Source organism: Dyella humi, assembly GCF_044904605.1.
GTDB classification, from domain to species: domain Bacteria; phylum Pseudomonadota; class Gammaproteobacteria; order Xanthomonadales; family Rhodanobacteraceae; genus Dyella_B; species Dyella_B humi.
In genome coordinates this window covers 728,712-745,761 of record NZ_JADIKI010000021.1, presented here as the reverse complement: position 1 = coordinate 745,761, position 17,050 = coordinate 728,712, and the positions used below count along the sequence as shown (strand labels likewise).

Below are 17,050 nucleotides of genomic sequence, written 5' to 3'. Positions count from 1 at the left end.
CCCTACTTTGCTCCCGCGTTAGCTTCGCTTTATGGCGGATGGAACGCGGAAACCACAGCGGTTGCCTGGTGCAGTAACAACAGCATTGGCTCTGCTAATAGGCATATCAGCGGTGCAATGGCTGCCCGTGTTGCCGCCGCGCTGGCTATTGGGTGTTGTCGCGGCCTGCGCGCTGATGCTGACCTGGTGCCTGCCACGTATGCGCTGGCTGGCGATTCTGCTGCTCGGCTTCGCATGGGCTGCATGGCGCGGTGGCACAGCGATGGAATCGCGCTTGCCGAAAGCATGGGAAGGGCAGGATTTCCAGGTCATCGGCAGCGTTATTGGCCTGGCGCAAACCAAAGCCGGCGCTACCAGCGTGCAATTCCGCATCGAGCAGGCGACGCTCAATGGGCAAATCACGCCGTGGCACGGACTCACGCGCATCAGTTGGTACGACAAACCAACGGCGGAGCCGGAACCATGCTCGCGCTGGCAACTGCTGCTGCGCCTGCGCAGGCCGCGCGGCACGATCAACCCCGGCGGTACCGATAGCGAACGCAGCGCACTCGCGCACGACATCGCTGCAGTGGGTTATGTGCGTGATGATCCCGACAACCAACGCTTGAGCGTGGCGACATGGTGCCTGGATCGCTTTCGTGCGTCGCTAGCCGATGGCATTCAAATGCGTGTGCATGATCCGCACGATGCCGCCTTGCTGCGCGCCTTCACGGTAGGCGACACCCGCGGACTGGAACAGCAGGACTGGGATGTGGCGCGCGCCAACGGCGTTTCGCATCTGATCGCCATCTCGGGCTTTCACGTTGGTGTAGCGGCCGTCTTCGGCGCCTGGTTTTGCAGTGTCGTTTACTGGCTCTGGCCGTCGCTTGCCTTGCGTGGTCCACACGCGCAGGCGCAAGCGTTGTTCGCCTTGGCGGCAGCATTCGCTTATGGCGTATTGGCCGGCTTCGGCATGCCCACAGTGCGTACGGTAGTGATGATCGCCGCATTTGCGGCGGCCCGCTGCAGTCGACGTGCTGCCGGCTCGGCGCACGTGCTGGCGATCGCGTTGATGGCGATCCTGCTGGTGAACCCAACGGCGGTGCTGGAAGCCGGGTTCTGGTTGTCGTTTGTCGGCGTGGCTTTTCTGATTCTCTGCATGGATGCGAAAGAGCGCGGGTTTCGTGCTTTCCTGCGCGAATTGACGCTGGGCCAACTTGTGATGACCACGGCGCTGCTACCGTTGACGCTGTGGTTTTTCGGCGAAGCGTCGCTGGTCGGCGCTTTCTCCAATCTCTTCGCTGTGCCGTTCGTCAGTTTCGTGATCGTGCCCTGCGCTTTGCTCGGCATGCTCTTGCTGATGTTGTGTCCGCCGTTGGCGACGCCCGTGCTGTGGCTGGCCGGATGGTTGACGCACGCGCAATGGTGGTTGCTTGAACAGACGGCTACCTGGCCGGGCGCGCAGTGGTATCTGCCGGCGGTAAATTCGTGGGCGCTGGTGTTCGCCACGTTGGGCGCCATGTGGCTGTTCGCGCCGCGTGGCGTACCTTTACGCGCACTGGGCGCAGTGCTGTTTCTACCCTTACTGTGGCCGACAAGACAGCAACCGGATGCCGGGGCATTTCAGACATGGATGCTCGACGTGGGGCAGGGGCTTTCGGTGGTGGTGCGCACGCGCGAGCATGCGTTGGTGTATGACGCGGGTGCGCGTTATCCATCGGATTACGATCTGGGTTCGGCTGTCGTCGTGCCATCGCTGTATGCGCTCGGTATCGATCGGCTGGACGTATTGATGATCAGCCATGCCGACAACGATCACGCCGGTGGCGCGCCCGCCGTGGCCGCGGCTTTTCCGACGGCGCGGCGCTATTCGGGCGAGCCGGCTCGCATGCACATGCCGATGGAGCAATGCGTGGTGGGGCAGAAGTGGGAGTGGGACGGCGTGCGTTTTCGTGTGCTCAGTCCCACTGCCGCTGCCGCGTCGAATGCATCGGCGAACGACCATTCCTGCGTGCTGCTGATCGAAGGGAGGGCGGGGCGTCTGTTGCTGACGGGCGACATCGCCATGAACACCGAACCGCTCGTCGCCGCGTCGTTGGGAGTGGGGCCGTCGCCGGTGTTGCAAGTGCCTCACCATGGCAGCAACAGTTCCTCCAGCGACGACTTCATCGCCGCCATCCGGCCTGAACTCGCCGTGGTCTCTGCTGGCTGGAGGAACCGTTTCGGGCATCCGCGGCCGGAAGTCATGCAGCGTTACGCCGCGGCGGGCGTGCCGGTATTCAATACCGCGGTGGACGGCGCCGTTCAGATTGATTTTCCCGCCGCCGCGCCGGCTTATGTGGCGGCGCGCTGGCGCTTGCTGCGGCCACGCTACTGGCGGGAGTGATTTGCCACTGGCCGCACGGTACATAGGGGATACTCTGACCTATTCCACGTACCCGGCATGACGTCCAGAAGGCCCGCAGGGTGTGTTGCGCGGTGCAGGGCAGACTGGCCGTCTGTTCAAGCCGCGCGGCGCAGCCTGCGGGCCTTCTGGATGTCACCCCGTCTTTGATATTCAGATGTTGGGGCCGCACTGTATGCGCGCAGCGCTTCACCCCAGCGTCTCGACAGACGGCCAGTCTGCCTTCGCCACTTTGGCAAACCGCTGCGCGCATACAGTGCGGTGACGGGTACGTGGAATAGGTCAGAGTATCCCTTAGCGACACTGCTATGATGGCCGCTTGCGCAGACGGCAATGGCCGGGAGTTTTTTGTGGGTGATCTGGGTCAGATTCTGATGGCAGGTGGCTGGGCGATGGCGCCCATCCTGATCTGCTCCGCGGTGGCGTTGGCGATCGTGCTGGAGCGCTGGTGGACCTTGCGGCGCAACTCCGTACTGCCGCCCGGACTGGCGCAGGAGGTGCGCGAATGGGCGCGCTCGGATCAACTCGATCCGGCTCATCTGGAAAAACTTGCGACCGGCTCGCCGCTCGGCGAATTGCTGGCTGCGGCACTGGCTGTGCGCCAGCACTCGCGCGAACTGATCAAGGAGCGCATCGAGGACACCGGCCGCCACGTCGTGCATCGCATGGAGCGTTACCTCAACACGCTCGGCACCATCGCCCTGATCGGCCCGCTGTTGGGCCTATTCGGCACCGTGATCGGCCTGATCCGCATGTTCATGCAGGTGATGGTCGGTGGCATGGCCGATCCCACCAAGATGGCCGGCGGCATCGGTGAGGCGCTGATCTGCACCGCTGCAGGTCTCACGGTCGCCATCCCCGCGTACGTGCTGCACCGCTATTTCCGTTCCAAGGTGGCCGGCTACGTTGTCGAGATGGAAAAGCAGGCCACGCTGCTGTTGGACGATCTCACCCTTTCCGCGCCTGCCGCGCCGCGTCCGCGCCGCGCGCCGCTCGCAGCGGGCGACAAGGCTTCGGTTTGAACTATGCGTATCGGTAACGACCGTCGCAGCGATGATTTCGAGATCAACGTAGTGTCGTTGATCGACGTGCTGCTCACGCTGCTGATGTTCTTCGTGCTCACCACCACCTTCGTGCAGCACTCGCGCCTAAAAGTGAATCTGCCGCAGGCCAGCGCGGAAGACCGCGACATGCAACCGCCGGCCGTCACTGTGATGGTGGATCGCGACGGGCATTTCTACGTGGGTAGCGATGAAGTCGAAGGCGGCAGCGTGGATGCGCTCAAGCAGGCCATTGCGCACGTGGCCGGTGACGATCGCAACCAGACTGTCACCATCCGTGCCGACGCCATGACGGCGCATCAGAACGTGGTCATGGCCATGGACGCGCTGGGCCAGCTCGGCTTTACCCATCTTTCCATCGCCACGACGCCGACGCAGGCGGAAACGGGCAAATGAGCGATAAGAAAATTGCGATTTTTGGCGCCGAATCGCTACGTGTCTACAAAAGGCTGCTCGGCTACTCGGCACGCTACTGGCCCGTCGCCGTCGCTGCCATTGTCGGCATGGCTGTCGATGGCGGCACTCTGGGCCTGTTTACGCAGATGCTGCGACTGATCATCGACAAGCTATTTGCGCAGAAAGACCCTTACCTGATTTTTTGGATGCCAATCTGGATCATCCTGATTTTCCTTGTGCGCGGCTTGGCTACGTTTGCCAGTAGCTATGGCATTTCGTATATCGGTCGCAATGTCGTGCAGTCGATCCAGCGTGATGTGTTCGCTGCATATCTGCGTCTGCCAGCGCCGTTCTTTGGCAAGGAACATTCTGGCCACCAGATATCGCGCATCACCTACACCAGCGAACAAGTCGCCTCGGCATCGACAGATGCTCTAAAAGTGCTTGTGACCGAAGGTGTGACGGTCCTAAGCATGCTGTGGGTGATGCTGTACAACAGCTTGTATCTGTCCTCTGCGCTGTTGCTGATGATTCCAGTGATCCTGTACATCTCCTCAGTCGTCAGTCGTCGCTATCGACAGATCAGCCGGCGTATCCAGGGCATGATGGGTTCGGTGACAGGCACGGTGGATGAGACGGTCTCTGCGCATCGCGAAGTGCGCATTTACGGTGGTCAGCAATCTGCGGCATCCCGATTTACGCAAGTAACGGATCGTGCGCGCTACCTGAATCTCAAAATCGCGGCCACCAATGCATCGTCCAGTGCAACCATTCAGTCGGTGGCTTCTTTTGCTTTGGCTGGCCTGGTTTTTCTTGCCTCGCGTCCCAGTGTTATCAACAGCATTTCGCCGGGTGTGTTCGTCACGGTCCTTACCGCGATGGGTGGCATGCTGCCTTCGTTAAAGCGTTTGACCAACGTGCAAGCCGGTATCCAGAGTGGACTTTCAGCAGCCGAAAGCCTGTTTGAAGTCATGGATATGCCGCCAGAAACCGACCGCGGTACGCAGGTGCTTGAACGTGCCCAAGGCGACCTGCGTTTCGAGCATGTGCGTTTGACCTATCCGCGCTGCGAGCTGGAGGCGTTAGCGGGTGTGGACCTGCATTGCACGCCTGGTACGGTGACTGCGTTGGTGGGGCGCTCAGGAAGTGGCAAGAGTAGCCTGGTCAGTCTGCTACCGCGCTTCAATGAGCCGAGCAGTGGTCGGATTTTCCTGGATGGTGCCGATTACGAATCCTATACTTTGCCTTCGCTACGCCGGCAGATTGCATGGGTAGGGCAAAGCGTAGTGTTGTTCGACGGCACGGTAGCCGACAACATTGCCTACGGCGAACTGGTTGGCGCGAGCGAGCAGGACATCATTGCCGCCGCCGAAGCGGCCAATGCAATGGAGTTCATCCAGCGTTTGCCGCAAGGCATTCACAGCCCCATCGGCGAGGGCGGCAACATGCTCTCCGGCGGGCAGCGCCAGCGCATCGCGATCGCGCGCGCCATTCTCAAGAACGCGCCGATTCTGGTGCTGGACGAAGCCACCAGCGCGCTGGATACCGAATCGGAGCGTTTGATCCAGCAGGCGTTGCAGCGCCTGATGCGCGACCGCACCACGCTGGTGATCGCGCATCGACTATCTACCATTGAGCACGCCGATCAGATTGCGGTGATGGATCAGGGCAAGATCATCGAGCGCGGCACGCATGCCGAACTGACGGCGCTGGGGGGCCATTACGCGGCGCTACATCGCATGCAGTTCAACGAGCGTCCTGCCGCGGTCGTTGTTGATTGATGCGATGAGCTTGGCCGAGACGCTCCAGGCGGGCTGGTACGGCGGGCAGCGAGTTCCGTGGTGGTGTCATCCACTGGCAGCGTTCTACGGTGTCGTCGTGGCGATGCGCCGAGCGCTTTATCGACTCCGCTGGTTGCGCAGCGTGCGCCTGCATTGTCCGGTGATCGTGGTGGGCAACATCACCGCGGGCGGCACGGGCAAAACGCCGCTTACCCTGGCGCTGGTCGACGCGTTGCGCGAGCACGGCTATCGTCCCGGCGTAGTGAGCCGAGGCTATGGCGGCAACCGGCGCGAGCCCACTTTGCTGGACGAAACACCGGATCCCGCCGAAGTAGGTGACGAGCCAAGCCTGATACGCGCTAGCGGCGTTCCGGTAGCGACGGGTCGCGATCGCCCCGCCGCCGCGCAGTTGTTGCTTGGTGCTGGCTGCAATGTGCTGATCGCGGACGATGGCCTGCAGCACTATCGGCTGGCGCGCGATATCGAAATCTGCGTGATCGATGGCAGCCGTCGTTTCGGCAATGCCCGATTGCTGCCAGTGGGGCCGTTGCGTGAACCGCTGCAGCGTTTGCATCAGGTGGATTTCCGCGTCTGCAATGGCGGTCAACCGCAGGTGGGCGAAGTGCCGATGCGCCTGCAAGGCGGCCTTGTGCGTGCCTTATCCGATGGGCACGAGCAAGCCCTTGCACGCTTCTCCGGCATGCGTGTGCATGCGGTAGCTGCTATCGGCCATCCACAGCGCTTTTTTGACAGTCTCATTGCGCAGGGCCTTGAGGTGATTCCTCATCCGTTTCCCGATCATCACGCTTTCGCGGCCGCAGACCTTGCCTTTGGCGATGACTTGCCAGTGTTGATGACCGAAAAGGACGCAGTGAAGTGCCGCGCTTTCGCCCAATCTCATTGGTGGAGTGTGCCCGTGCGGGCTGAATTGCCGGCGACTTTTTACGAGGCGCTTTGCACGAAACTTAAGATCAGGGCGCAATCGCAGTCGATGGCGTTATCATAGGCGCTGTTTCCCGGCGGCATGCCGGCTTTTTCTGCGCGAGGTTTTGCATGAGCCTGATCCAGGTACCGGTATCTTTCGGCGAGCTGATCGACAAGATCACGATCCTCGAGATCAAGGCGCGCCAGATTTCCGATCCCGCCAAGCTTGCCAACGTGCACAACGAGCTCAACCTGCTTAACGCAACCTGGGCTAATCACCACGCGTCGCAAACCGACATCGGCAAGGAGCGCGCGCACCTGCTGGCCGTGAACGAAGCGCTGTGGGATATCGAAGACCGCATTCGCCTGAAAGAAAAAGCGCAGGCGTTCGATGCGGAATTCATCGAACTCGCACGTGCGGTGTACGTCACGAACGATGAGCGCGCTGCGGTGAAGAAAGAGATCAATCTGAAGCTGGGTTCGCAGCTGGTGGAAGAGAAGTCGTATCAGGACTATCGCTCGGCGCCATGATCGCACCGTAAAAGCGAGCGTTACGCGCTGGCCGCCTCGAAGCGTTCGATCACATCGTCCACCTCTATCAAGTCCATCACGCCGGGCTTCTCGATCTTGGTGCCCCATGGAATCTCGCTGGCCGGCTTGCCGAAATATTTGCGCGAGGCGGCATCGTATTTGTCGACGCACCAGCGGCGATCGGAATAAGGGCCGGAGCGTGCTGGGTTGCTAGCGGCATGCAACCCAAGCACTTTCAAGCCGACCGTGTTGGCCATGTGCATGGGGCCGGAGTCGGGCGTTAGCAGAAGCTGCGCGCGGCAGAACATCGCCATCAGTTTCTTGAGCGTGTCCTTGGCGGTGAGGTCGAGCGGAGCGTGTTTGCACAGGGCAAGAATGGCATCCGCCATGCTGCGCTCGGCAGGCGAAGGGCCGCCGATCAGTACGACACGCCAGCCGCGGGCGCTGGCGTGATCCATAACCGCGGCGTAGCGTTCCGGCCGCCAGTTGCGCAAGACATGGCTGGACGTGGGGCTGACCAGCAATACAGGTTTATCGTCGGGCCATTGCTCGGCCGCCCACGCGTGCGCTTCATCGGGGATGGGAATATCCCAGCGGACTTCGGTCTGCTTCAGGCCCAATGGTTCGCAGAAGCTGCCGATGGCCTGCAGCACGTGTTCGCCGGTACGTGCCGGGATGCGTTCGTTGATCACCAGGCCATGCAGATCCTTGGAACGCGCGTGGTCGTAGCCGACCCGTTGCCGTGCCTTGATCCCCAGGCTCAGCAGGTTGGAGCGCAACGCCACTTGCATGTGCAACAGCGCATCGAAGCGCCGACCGCGCAGCGTGGCGTGCACCTCGCGCATGCCGGCCCAGCCGGCATCCTTGTCGAAGGTGACGAACTCCACGCCCGGCAGGTCGCCCACCAGCTTGCGCTCCAGCTTGCCGACGATCCAGGTCAGCGTGGCTTGCGGCCAGGCACGCTGCAGCGTGTGGACCAGAGGCACCACATGGGTAACGTCACCGATCGCCGAAGTGCGCAACAGGCAGATGGAAGCGGGAGCAGACATGTAGAATCGCCGGGCATGAACCGAAACAGGGCCGCCGTAGCACCGATGCACGAGCAACTGCGCCAAGACGCCGAAGGTGCGATTCTGTTTGACACTACCGTGTCACCACAAGTCGACGGTGCGTGGTTCGACGCCGAGCACTGGCGCAAGCAGAGGGCAATCAGCGTGCAATCGGGCGGTAGGGGTGGCGTCGCCGTCATCCATACACCGGCCGGCGAGTGCGTACTGCGGCATTACCGCCGCGGCGGCATGGTGGCGGCGCTAATGGGCGATCGCTATCTGTGGATCGGTTCCGATGGCACGCGCGGGTTCCGGGAATTCCGTCTGCTGCAGGCGATGGCCAAGCTGCAATTGCCCGTGCCGCAGGTGGTGGCGGCACGTTACCGGCGGGCAGGGCTTTATTACCAGGCGGATTTGATCACGCGGCGCATCGCCGATACGCACACGCTGACGGAATGCCTGGCGCAAGGCCGTCTGGACGCCGAACTCGCGGAGGAAGTCGGCGCGCTGGTGGCGCGGTTTCATCGCGCTGGCGTATGGCATGCCGATCTCAATGCGCACAACATTCTGGTGGCGCCAGAGGGGCTGTATCTGGTGGATTTCGATCGCGGCCGCATACGCGCGCCGGAGCAGGGTTGGCGCATGGCGAACCTGCAACGCTTGCGTAGATCGTTGTTCAAAATTGGTGCGGCAGCGCAGGGCGAGGCGGTGTTCGACAAAGTTATCTGGACACCTCTCATGTACGGCTACGAGCGGACACTGAGCGCATGAGCTGGCATCTGAATTTTCTCGGCACCGGCGCCGCACACGCGGTGGAACTGGGTTCCTCGTCCGCTGTGCTGGAGCGGGATGGTCAGCCGATGCTGCTGATCGATTGCGGTCCCGACACGCTGGATCGTTATGTCGCCGCCTACGGTGCATCACCGCTCAACGTCTACATCACTCACACGCATATGGATCATGTCGGCGGCCTGGAGCGCCTGTTCACACGCGTGTGGTTCAACGAAGCGTTGCGTGGAAAAACGCGCGTATTCGCGCACGCAGCACTCGTACCCTGGTTGCAGACGCGTGTGGCCGACTATCCCGGTGTGCTGGCCGAAGGCGGCGTGAATTACTGGGAAGCGTTCCGGCTGGTGCCGTGCTCGCGCGGGTTCTGGCTGGACGGTTTTTGGTTTGACGTGTTCGCGACGCGACATCATCGTCCAGGCACTTCCTTCGGTGTGGCCTTGTCGGGCAGCTTCGCCTTCACCGGCGACACGCGTCCTATTCCCGAGGTGTTGACGCATTACGCGGGCGCACACGAACTGATCGCTCATGACTGCGGTCTGGTCGGTAATCCTTCGCATACGGGTATCGACGATATCGAGCGCGAATACGACGAAGCGCTACGTGCACGGTTGGTGCTTTATCACTACGGTAGCAAGGCCGATGGGGATGCATTGGCGGAGCGGGGATATCGCATTGCGCGGGCAGGAGAGCGGGTGGCGTTGGCGGATCCTTCGTCACCGCGTGCGGATGCGGGGTAGCACGCATTGCGCGAGCCCAATCCTGTCCTGGAGGGGGAGGGAAGCGGGTCGCACGCCCTTGTCCGTTAGACCGTCAACCGTTATCCTTCCGCTTCTTTGCTGGACGTTCCACCCAGCAAAGCGGTTTTACCGCGTGCGGAGAGGTGTCCGAGTGGTTGAAGGAGCACGCCTGGAAAGTGTGTATACGGCTTATCCCCGTATCGCGGGTTCGAATCCCGCCCTCTCCGCCAGTTAACTCAGAAGCTGGCAGCAGCTTGTAAACAATCAAGCTAAGCGCCAGTTTCAGGGCTTCGATGCCCACCCTATGGTGGCCCCGTCGGTCCCCCCGCGACGATAGTTCGCAAACCCCGCCAGGTCCGGAAGGAAGCAACGGTAGCGGATGATTCGGGTGCCGGGGTGTGGCTGGCGGGGCCGCCGCCTTTTGCGGGCATCGACACGTTCGCATGACTTGCCCTGAATGACTTGGCACAATCAGGTTCTGCCCCAAGGTAGCCCGGCATGTCTTATCAGGTACTCGCGCGCAAATGGCGTCCCCGCAAGTTCGCCGAACTCGTCGGTCAGGAGCATGTCGTACGCGCCCTCACCAACGCCCTGGATAGCGGGCGTATGCACCACGCCTATCTGTTCACCGGCACGCGTGGTGTCGGCAAGACCACCATCGCGCGCATCTTCGCCAAGTCGCTGAACTGCGAACGCGGCGAATCGGCCGATCCCTGCGGCGAGTGCGCGGTGTGCACGGCGGTCGACGCCGGCCGCTTCGTGGATCTTCTGGAAATCGACGCGGCCAGCAACACCGGCGTGGACGACGTGCGCGAGGTGATCGAGAACGCGCAATACGCGCCGGCGCGCGGGCGTTTCAAGGTGTACCTGGTGGACGAGGTGCACATGCTCTCCAAGCCAGCCTTCAACGCCTTGCTGAAGACGCTGGAAGAACCGCCGCCGCACGTGAAGTTTCTGCTGGCCACCACCGATCCGCAAAAGCTGCCGGTGACCGTGCTGTCGCGCTGCCTCCGCTTCAACCTCAAGCGCTTGTTGCCGGATCAGATCGCCGGGCAGATGCGCCACATCCTCGGTGCCGAACATATCGAATACGAAGACCCCGCCATCGGGGAACTCGCCCGCGCGGCGGATGGTTCGCTGCGCGACGGCCTGTCGCTGCTGGATCAGGCGATTGCCTATGGCGGCGGTTCGCTCAAGGCGGACGAGGTGCGGGCGATGCTCGGCAGCGTCGAGCGTGGGCAGGTGCTTGGCTTGCTCGCTGCGCTGGCGTCGGGCGACGGACAGGCGCTGATGACCGAATGCGCGCGCATTGCGTCTTATTCGCCGGATTTCGGCAGTGTGCTGGACGATCTGGCTGCATCACTGCATCGCATTCAGCTCACCCAACTGGTGCCTGGTTATCGGCTCGACTCCAATGATGGCGACGATTCGGCCTTGACGAGCCTGGCTGAGCACATGGCTGCCGAAGACGTGCAGCTGTACTACCAGATTGCTACCACCGGCCGACGCGATCTTGCGCTGGCACCCGATGCGCGCACCGGTTTTGAGATGGCCTTGCTGCGCATGCTCGCGTTTCGTCCGTTTGACGATGCCACGCCAGCAGCAACGTCCGGCGGACAGCGCCCGGCTGTGCCACAGCCGCCACGTCCTCCATCCGCTGCACCGGCACCGGCCGCGGCGCCCGTGCAGCATGCGCGTCCTGCAGCGGCATCTCATGTACCACCGGCATCGACGCCCGCGCGGGAAAACGCTGCTCCAGTCCCGCCGGCTCGACCGGTTGTCAACGCAGGTGGGCTGCCCGATTGGGAGGCATTGATCCAGCGCGCCGATCTGCGTGGCCCGCTCGGTCAGCTTGCGCAGAACTGCGCATTGCGCGGCAGGGAAGGTCACACGCTGGTGCTCGCGCTGCAACCCACGCATATGCATCTGGCAGTGGAGCCGATTGTGAGCCAGATCGCCGATCGCCTGAGCGAAGCGATAGGCGAGCCGATCCGCCTGCGTTTCGTCGAGGATAGCCAGAGCGCCGTGCACACACCGGCCGCACGCGCGGCTGAGGCGCGCAGCGCGGCGCAGTCGGCCGCCGAGGCGTCGATCGAGGGCGATCCGCTGGTGCAGGCACTGAAGCGCGAATTCGGCGCGCGCGTGGTGCCGCAATCCATCAAACCCATTGAATCCTGAGGTTGGAGTACACGTTATGAGAGGACAACTTGGCCAGCTGATGCAGCAGGCGCAGCGCATGCAGGAAGACATGAAGCGCGCGCAGGAAGAAATCGCCAAGCTCGAAGTCACCGGCAGCGCCGGCGGCGGCCTGGTCAGCGTCTTGATGACCGGCGCGCACGAAGTGCGTCGCGTGCAGATCGACCGCAAGCTATTCGCCGACGATCCGGAAATGGCCGAAGACCTGGTCGCTGCCGCCGTCAACGATGCGGTGAACAAGGTGGCCGAGGCGAGCAAGAACAAGATGGGCGGTCTTACCTCCGGCTTGAACCTGCCGCCCGGGTTCAAGATGCCGTTCTGATTGAATCAGGGAGCGGGGAACAGGGAACGTGTAGTTGGTTGCAAGTTGAATGAATGGCTACAAGTCCAAGAATTCAGATATGCAAATTGCGTAGGGCCTTTACGTCCCGTTCCCCGTTCCCTGTTCCCGGCCTTTATGAGCTCATCTCCCCTTCTCAACGACCTGATCGAAGCACTGCGCTGCCTGCCCGGTGTGGGCGGCAAGAGCGCGCAGCGCATGGCCTTCCATCTGCTGGAACGTGAGCGTGAGCGCGGACTGAAACTCGCCACCGTGCTGCAGCAGGCGATGCAGAAGATCGGTCACTGCACGCGCTGCCGCAATTTCAGCGAAACACCGGTGTGTGCGGTCTGCGCCAGCAGCAGTCGGGACCGCCATGTGCTGTGCGTGGTGGAATCGCCCACCGATCTGGCAGCGATCGAACAGGCCACCGGTTTTCGCGGCCAGTACTTCGTGCTGATGGGGCGCCTTTCGCCGCTGGATGGTCTTGGGCCGGAGGAACTTGGCCTGGGTTTGTTGAGCGAACGGCTGGCCGAAGGCGAAGTGGAAGAGCTGATCCTCGCCACCAATCCCACGGTGGAAGGCGAAGCCACCGCGCACTACCTGGCGCAGCTCGCGCGTGCTGCCGGCATCAAACCGACGCGCCTGGCGCATGGCGTGCCGCTGGGTGGCGAACTGGAATACGTGGATCGCGGCACGCTGGCGCATGCTTTCGGCAGCCGGCAATCCGTAGACTGAGAGCCGCTGACAAAACTACTGCGCGACCGCGAGGCGGGCGCAGCCGGTGCTCGGAATCCTCATGTACGACCAAGTACACTCCGGTTCCTGCGCGCCGTCCGCACCCACCTCGCGGCCGCTCGCTACGTTTTGTCAGCGGCTCTGAAGGCGCTTACTGAGGAGAAACGCACATGGGTGACACCATCTTCGGCAAGATCATTCGCCGCGAGATTCCCGCCGACATCGTCTATGAAAACGATGACGTACTGGCTTTCAGGGATCTCAACCCGCAGGCGCCGGTGCACGTGCTATTCGTGCCCAAGCGCGCGCTCGCCACCTTGAACGATGCCACGCCGGCCGATGCCGAACTGATCGGCAACCTTGTACTGGCTGCGGCCGATTACGCCAAGCGCGAAGGCTTCGACAAGGAAGGCTATCGCACCGTCATCAACTGCAACGAACATGGCGGACAGACCGTGTTCCATCTGCACGTGCATCTGTTGGCCGGCCGGCGCATGCACTGGCCGCCGGGCTGATTTCGCAACAATGCAACGCATAAAAAAACGCCGGCATGTTGCCGGCGTTTTTTTGTAAGCGATGAATCGATCAGCGGTGGCGAACCACGATCACCGGGGGAGCGTACCAACCGCCACCCCAGTACGGGCCGCCCCAATACGGACCCCAATAGGGACCCCAGAACGGGTCGTACCAGCCCGGGCCATACGGATAACCCACCATGACCGGACGCTTCGGCCACAGATAGACCACGTCGGCTTCCACGCGCGGATAGGCGTAGTCGTAATCGCCGACCTTGCGCGTCACCACGCCCTGCACAGGACCGGTGACGGTGATTTCGCGGCCGGGCTTGAACACTTCCGGATCATAGAAGCCAGCGCGGCAGGCCACGAAGCGGCCCTGGGTGTTGCTGTTGTTGTCGCGGACCGGGCGGGCTTGGTCATCCAGCGGATGGGCCAGCACATAGAAGCAAGTGGACTGCTGGCCGGGTTCGGTGCTGATGATGTCGCCGCCCCAGCGCACTTGCGTGCCGTTCGCGGTGCTGCCTTGTTGGACACTCGCTGTGGTAATCGGGGCGTAGTTGCCCTGCAGCGGCTGCGGCACCGTGGCGCACGCGGCCAACAGGGTGGAGAGTGCTGCGAGGCTGAGAATTCGGTACAGGGGAGACATGGTGTGTTTCTCCATCTTGGGCGGATGCATGCTACATCGTTGCGCCTGCCTTAGACCACGCGGCGCGGCTGGAAATTCCGCACCGCGTGCCTGAAGGCGCGCAAGGATTCAGTGGATGGTTCGGCAGTGGCGTAGCGCAGTTCGATATAGCACCTCATCAAATGGTCCAGTTCCGCACGTTGGCCGGACAGTGCGCGGCCAGCGCGGCGAAGGAAATGCTTTGGCCCTTCGCTGTGCCTGCGTACCACCCCCGCTTGCGCAAGCTTGCGTTCCAGGGAACGCATGGCCGCGAGGGCAGGATCGCCTTCCGGTCGACGCCACAACGCCCATAACAAACCGGCTGCTCCGAATACCGACATGCTGATCACCAGCAGTTTGACCAGCATGTCGGTATCGATCTCGCGGATGCCAAACGGTGTCAGCAGCCCGCGCTGGCGTAGTGCGTCGAAACCGATAACGCTCTGGTTCCACCATCGGTTGACGATGTCCCACTGGTTGCGAACCGATTCCAGCAGCCCCGATTCGTACCAGGGCAGCAGTTGATTACCGGCCGCAGCGCCGGCCGCGCCGAGCGTAATGCGCTGCGGCCGTACCGCGGCGGTGGGGTCCACGCGCACCCAGCCGCGCCCTTGCAGCCACACTTCGCTCCAGGCGTGCGCGTCGGAATTGCGCACCAAAAGGTATTGGCCCACGTTGTTCCAGAATCCGCCCTGGAAACCGGTAACCACGCGTGAGGGAACGCCAGCCGCGCGCATCAGCACGGTGAAAGCGGAGGCGTAGTGTTCGCAAAAACCTTCGCGCGTATTGAACAGAAAATCATCGATGGCATCACGTCCCAGTGGCGCCGGCAGCAGCGTGTAGCTGAAGCCGCCGTCATGGAACAGGTTCAATGCTGCCTTCACGATGGCGGCGCTGTCATGCCCATAGAGCTGCCGCCATTGAGCGGCGAGCGCATGTGCGCGCGGATCGAAGCCTTCCGGAAGCTGCAGCGCGCGTATGCGCGTGGCCATGTCGAGTTCCGGTTGCAGGCGGTAGCGCAGCGCCGAGTGCAGCGCGTAGTCCTGCACCTCGTCGACTGGCTTGTCCGCAAAGACCTCGCCGTCCGTATTGCTTTGCGATTGCGCCGGCGCGCGCAGTGGTACGTCTAGCGTTGGCAGCACGCGCTGGTGCGTGGGCTCGAGGCTAATGCGGTAGCCGACCGTTTGACCTGCTTCCACCGGTATCGATGTGCTGGCGGTTTGATCAATGCGCTGCCAGTCCTTGCCGTCGTAACGCCACATCACGAACGCGCGGAAATAGCGTTGTCCTTGCGCCGGCGGTGGGTCATCGAAGCTTACGCGCATGGCGGCACTGTCGTCGGTGAGCAATTCGGTGAAATCACTGGGCGACATGTGATCGCTCAACCCGGTTCGCGCAGTCTGCTGGTTCGAGGTGCCCCACAGCGGTGAGCTCAAGCGCGGCACCAACATAAAGGCGGTAAGTGCCAGCGGCAATGACGCGACAAGCAGGCCGAAAGCCGGCAATAACTGGCGCGGCAGGGCAGGGGACGCTTGCGTGGGTTCGAGCGAACGCCAAGTGGTCAATGCGGGCAGCAGTCCGAGCGCAACCACACATGTGGCCACCATGCCTTGCCCGAACAGCAGCGCAGCCATCAGCAGAAAACAGGCAAAGGCGGCGGCGACACGCGCATCGCGCGGCGCTTCGCTTTCGGTGAGCTTCAGTACCAGCAGGCCCGCCGCAAGCGCCGAGCCGGGTTCGCGCCCGAACAGATTGCCATAGTCGAGCACGACGGTGCCGACCAGGATCACCAGCATCGGCACCCTCAGCCATGCCGGCACGCGACCCGGTCGATAACGGCGTTGCCACCAGCGCAGCCCGAGCGCCACGAACAGCGCCATGGTCAACCAGATGGGAAGATGCCCTGCATGCACCGCCAGCACAAAAGCTGTCGTCAGGCACAGTAGATCGAAAGTGCGCTCAGTGATCCGCTCGTGCGCGTGACGCTTCGTTCTCCATAAGCCGATCATGGCAGTAACGCCAATGCGCTCATGCAGCGCGCGTAGTGCGACGGTCCGCTACCGATGCCGATGGCCTCGTCGGGCAGCCACAGGCTCCATTGCCGTCCCTGCGCCAGCGCTTCACCCAACCAGCGGGCGAGCCGCGCGATGCGTGCTTCGTTATCCAGTCCGCGCAGATGACGCCAGTCCAACTGCCATTCCTGCCTTGCTTCGGGTTGCTCGTAATCTTTCACCAGCAGGTTCTCGTGACGCGCGCTGGCTTTCCATGCCACATGGCGCATGGAATCGCCGCTGCGGTAATCACGCAGCGACGCGAGGTCTTCACCCCGATGCAGGCGTTGTTTGTGATGATCTTCGAGCGGCAGCGTGGGGCTGGGGCCGGTGATTTCCGGTCGTGGCCACACCAGCACCGCGTAATGCGGATTCACCCAGCTCCATGCGCGAAACAATCCCATCGGCCAAGTGGTCCAGATGCGCAGCCGCGGTAGCGCCAGCCAGCCGCGATATTCGGTGTGCATGCTGATGGTGACATCGGTGCGGTCATTGACGTCAAACGCCTGGGTGATGCTAGCGATATCGAGTCGCACCGCCTGGCGCAGACGCTTGGCCTCGAAGTCGAACGTCACGTCGATCGGTTGCCCGGCCATCGCGTGACCGCCGCGCACGCCGCGGATGCGCAAACCGTTCAAGGTACGAAACGCCACCAGCATGCTGATCGAGGTGGCCGCCCCGAGCAGGCAGGTGAGCAGCAGCGCCGCGTTGTTCGAGTAATTCAGGCTGCCGACCATCATTACCAATAGCAGCAGTGTGAACGCCACACCGAAGCCGGTGGGCACGATATAGATGCGCCGTCGGTGCAGTTCGATCGGCAGCTCTTCCTGCCGGCGATGCCGGGTCAGGGCCGGCAGGCGACGTTCGGCCCATTGCTGCAGGCGTTGCCACTGCGTACGTAGTGACACGTTGG

General features: G+C 62.6%; 16 protein-coding genes, 1 tRNA gene and 2 other RNA genes. 15 read left to right on the top strand and 4 right to left on the bottom strand.

Translation table 11 applies throughout. From position 1 onward, the window contains the following. Window positions 1-31: 31 nt before the first annotated feature. The 6 genes from ISP18_RS03940 to ISP18_RS03915 all read left to right on the top strand — a co-directional run bounded on the left by ISP18_RS03940 (window position 32) and on the right by ISP18_RS03915 (window position 7,076). Window positions 32-2,365: a DNA internalization-related competence protein ComEC/Rec2 gene (locus ISP18_RS03940; RefSeq protein WP_380017210.1), complete on the top strand. Its 2,334-nt coding sequence runs from the start codon at window positions 32-34 to the stop codon at window positions 2,363-2,365. Between the two features lie 392 nt (window positions 2,366-2,757). Then, the gene (locus ISP18_RS03935; protein ID WP_380017610.1) at window positions 2,758-3,405 is read left to right on the top strand and encodes a MotA/TolQ/ExbB proton channel family protein; all 648 of its coding nucleotides are present in this window, start codon (window positions 2,758-2,760) and stop codon (window positions 3,403-3,405) included. 3 nt (window positions 3,406-3,408) lie between these two features. Next, on the top strand, window positions 3,409-3,840 hold the full coding sequence (locus ISP18_RS03930; RefSeq protein WP_380017208.1) for an ExbD/TolR family protein: 432 nt from the start codon (window positions 3,409-3,411) through the stop codon (window positions 3,838-3,840). Then, the gene (msbA, locus tag ISP18_RS03925) at window positions 3,837-5,621 is read left to right on the top strand and encodes a lipid A export permease/ATP-binding protein MsbA (protein ID WP_380017206.1); all 1,785 of its coding nucleotides are present in this window, start codon (window positions 3,837-3,839) and stop codon (window positions 5,619-5,621) included. The genes ISP18_RS03930 and msbA overlap by 4 nt, the downstream gene beginning before the upstream one ends. Before the next feature lie 4 nt (window positions 5,622-5,625). Next, complete coding sequence (gene lpxK / locus ISP18_RS03920; RefSeq protein ID WP_380017204.1) at window positions 5,626-6,627, top strand: tetraacyldisaccharide 4'-kinase; 1,002 nt, start codon at window positions 5,626-5,628, stop codon at window positions 6,625-6,627. Between the two features lie 47 nt (window positions 6,628-6,674). Then, a complete protein-coding gene (locus ISP18_RS03915; protein ID WP_380017202.1) occupies window positions 6,675-7,076 on the top strand; it encodes a DUF6165 family protein in 402 nt (133 codons plus the stop codon). 20 nt (window positions 7,077-7,096) lie between these two features. Here ISP18_RS03915 and ISP18_RS03910 read toward each other — a convergent pair whose 3' ends face one another. Beyond that, window positions 7,097-8,125, bottom strand: a complete 1,029-nt coding sequence (locus ISP18_RS03910) for a glycosyltransferase family 9 protein (RefSeq protein ID WP_380017200.1) — start codon at window positions 8,123-8,125, stop codon at window positions 7,097-7,099. 15 nt (window positions 8,126-8,140) lie between these two features. Between ISP18_RS03910 and ISP18_RS03905 the strand changes: the two genes are divergently transcribed. From ISP18_RS03905 to ISP18_RS03865, 9 genes are all read left to right on the top strand, one after another. After that, complete coding sequence (locus ISP18_RS03905) at window positions 8,141-8,896, top strand: 3-deoxy-D-manno-octulosonic acid kinase (RefSeq protein ID WP_380017198.1); 756 nt, start codon at window positions 8,141-8,143, stop codon at window positions 8,894-8,896. Then, window positions 8,893-9,651 (top strand): MBL fold metallo-hydrolase, encoded by a 759-nt coding sequence (locus ISP18_RS03900; RefSeq protein WP_380017196.1) that lies wholly within the window; start codon window positions 8,893-8,895, stop codon window positions 9,649-9,651. Before ISP18_RS03905 ends, ISP18_RS03900 begins: the two co-directional genes overlap by 4 nt. A 137-nt stretch (window positions 9,652-9,788) precedes the next feature. Further along, window positions 9,789-9,881, top strand: a tRNA-Ser gene (locus ISP18_RS03895). A gap of 84 nt (window positions 9,882-9,965) precedes the next feature. Next, an RNA gene (gene ffs / locus ISP18_RS03890) (signal recognition particle sRNA small type) lies at window positions 9,966-10,062 on the top strand. An 87-nt stretch (window positions 10,063-10,149) separates the two neighbouring features. Continuing rightward, window positions 10,150-11,829, top strand: coding sequence for a DNA polymerase III subunit gamma/tau (gene dnaX, locus ISP18_RS03885; protein WP_380017194.1), 1,680 nt, complete (start codon window positions 10,150-10,152; stop codon window positions 11,827-11,829). Between the two features lie 16 nt (window positions 11,830-11,845). Continuing rightward, window positions 11,846-12,169 carry a YbaB/EbfC family nucleoid-associated protein gene (locus tag ISP18_RS03880; protein WP_380017192.1) on the top strand — a complete coding sequence of 108 codons (324 nt, stop codon included), beginning with the start codon at window positions 11,846-11,848 and terminating at the stop codon, window positions 12,167-12,169. A 135-nt stretch (window positions 12,170-12,304) separates the two neighbouring features. After that, on the top strand, window positions 12,305-12,904 hold the full coding sequence (gene recR / locus ISP18_RS03875; RefSeq protein ID WP_380017190.1) for a recombination mediator RecR: 600 nt from the start codon (window positions 12,305-12,307) through the stop codon (window positions 12,902-12,904). A gap of 61 nt (window positions 12,905-12,965) precedes the next feature. Then, window positions 12,966-13,042, top strand: a non-coding RNA gene (locus ISP18_RS03870) — sX9 sRNA. Window positions 13,043-13,074: 32 nt separating this feature from the next. Continuing rightward, complete coding sequence (locus tag ISP18_RS03865; protein WP_380017188.1) at window positions 13,075-13,419, top strand: histidine triad nucleotide-binding protein; 345 nt, start codon at window positions 13,075-13,077, stop codon at window positions 13,417-13,419. A gap of 70 nt (window positions 13,420-13,489) precedes the next feature. Here ISP18_RS03865 and ISP18_RS03860 read toward each other — a convergent pair whose 3' ends face one another. Genes ISP18_RS03860 through ISP18_RS03850 form a run of 3 tightly spaced genes read right to left on the bottom strand, consistent with a single transcriptional unit; the run spans window position 13,490 to window position 17,045 of the window. Beyond that, window positions 13,490-14,068, bottom strand: coding sequence for a Slp family lipoprotein (locus ISP18_RS03860; protein ID WP_380017186.1), 579 nt, complete (start codon window positions 14,066-14,068; stop codon window positions 13,490-13,492). Between the two features lie 50 nt (window positions 14,069-14,118). Next, a complete protein-coding gene (locus ISP18_RS03855; RefSeq protein WP_380017184.1) occupies window positions 14,119-16,095 on the bottom strand; it encodes a transglutaminase TgpA family protein in 1,977 nt (658 codons plus the stop codon). Then, window positions 16,092-17,045: a DUF58 domain-containing protein gene (locus ISP18_RS03850; RefSeq protein ID WP_380017182.1), complete on the bottom strand. Its 954-nt coding sequence runs from the start codon at window positions 17,043-17,045 to the stop codon at window positions 16,092-16,094. Before ISP18_RS03850 ends, ISP18_RS03855 begins: the two co-directional genes overlap by 4 nt. Between the last annotated feature and the right edge of the window lie 5 nt (window positions 17,046-17,050).

Bases quoted from the DNA above. Each gene is read 5' to 3' on its own strand.
- recR (WP_380017190.1), top strand. From the start codon at position 12,305: ATGAGCTCATCTCCCCTTCTCAACGACCTGATCGAAGCACTGCGCTGC.
- ISP18_RS03860 (WP_380017186.1), bottom strand. From the start codon at position 14,068: ATGTCTCCCCTGTACCGAATTCTCAGCCTCGCAGCACTCTCCACCCTG.
- ISP18_RS03910 (WP_380017200.1), bottom strand. From the start codon at position 8,125: ATGTCTGCTCCCGCTTCCATCTGCCTGTTGCGCACTTCGGCGATCGGT.
- ISP18_RS03855 (WP_380017184.1), bottom strand. From the start codon at position 16,095: ATGATCGGCTTATGGAGAACGAAGCGTCACGCGCACGAGCGGATCACT.
- ISP18_RS03905 (WP_380017198.1), top strand. From the start codon at position 8,141: ATGAACCGAAACAGGGCCGCCGTAGCACCGATGCACGAGCAACTGCGC.
- ISP18_RS03935 (WP_380017610.1), top strand. From the start codon at position 2,758: ATGGCAGGTGGCTGGGCGATGGCGCCCATCCTGATCTGCTCCGCGGTG.
- ISP18_RS03915 (WP_380017202.1), top strand. From the start codon at position 6,675: ATGAGCCTGATCCAGGTACCGGTATCTTTCGGCGAGCTGATCGACAAG.
- ISP18_RS03930 (WP_380017208.1), top strand. From the start codon at position 3,409: ATGCGTATCGGTAACGACCGTCGCAGCGATGATTTCGAGATCAACGTA.
- ISP18_RS03940 (WP_380017210.1), top strand. From the start codon at position 32: ATGGCGGATGGAACGCGGAAACCACAGCGGTTGCCTGGTGCAGTAACA.
- ISP18_RS03900 (WP_380017196.1), top strand. From the start codon at position 8,893: ATGAGCTGGCATCTGAATTTTCTCGGCACCGGCGCCGCACACGCGGTG.
- ISP18_RS03880 (WP_380017192.1), top strand. From the start codon at position 11,846: ATGAGAGGACAACTTGGCCAGCTGATGCAGCAGGCGCAGCGCATGCAG.
- dnaX (WP_380017194.1), top strand. From the start codon at position 10,150: ATGTCTTATCAGGTACTCGCGCGCAAATGGCGTCCCCGCAAGTTCGCC.
- msbA (WP_380017206.1), top strand. From the start codon at position 3,837: ATGAGCGATAAGAAAATTGCGATTTTTGGCGCCGAATCGCTACGTGTC.
- lpxK (WP_380017204.1), top strand. From the start codon at position 5,626: ATGAGCTTGGCCGAGACGCTCCAGGCGGGCTGGTACGGCGGGCAGCGA.
- ISP18_RS03865 (WP_380017188.1), top strand. From the start codon at position 13,075: ATGGGTGACACCATCTTCGGCAAGATCATTCGCCGCGAGATTCCCGCC.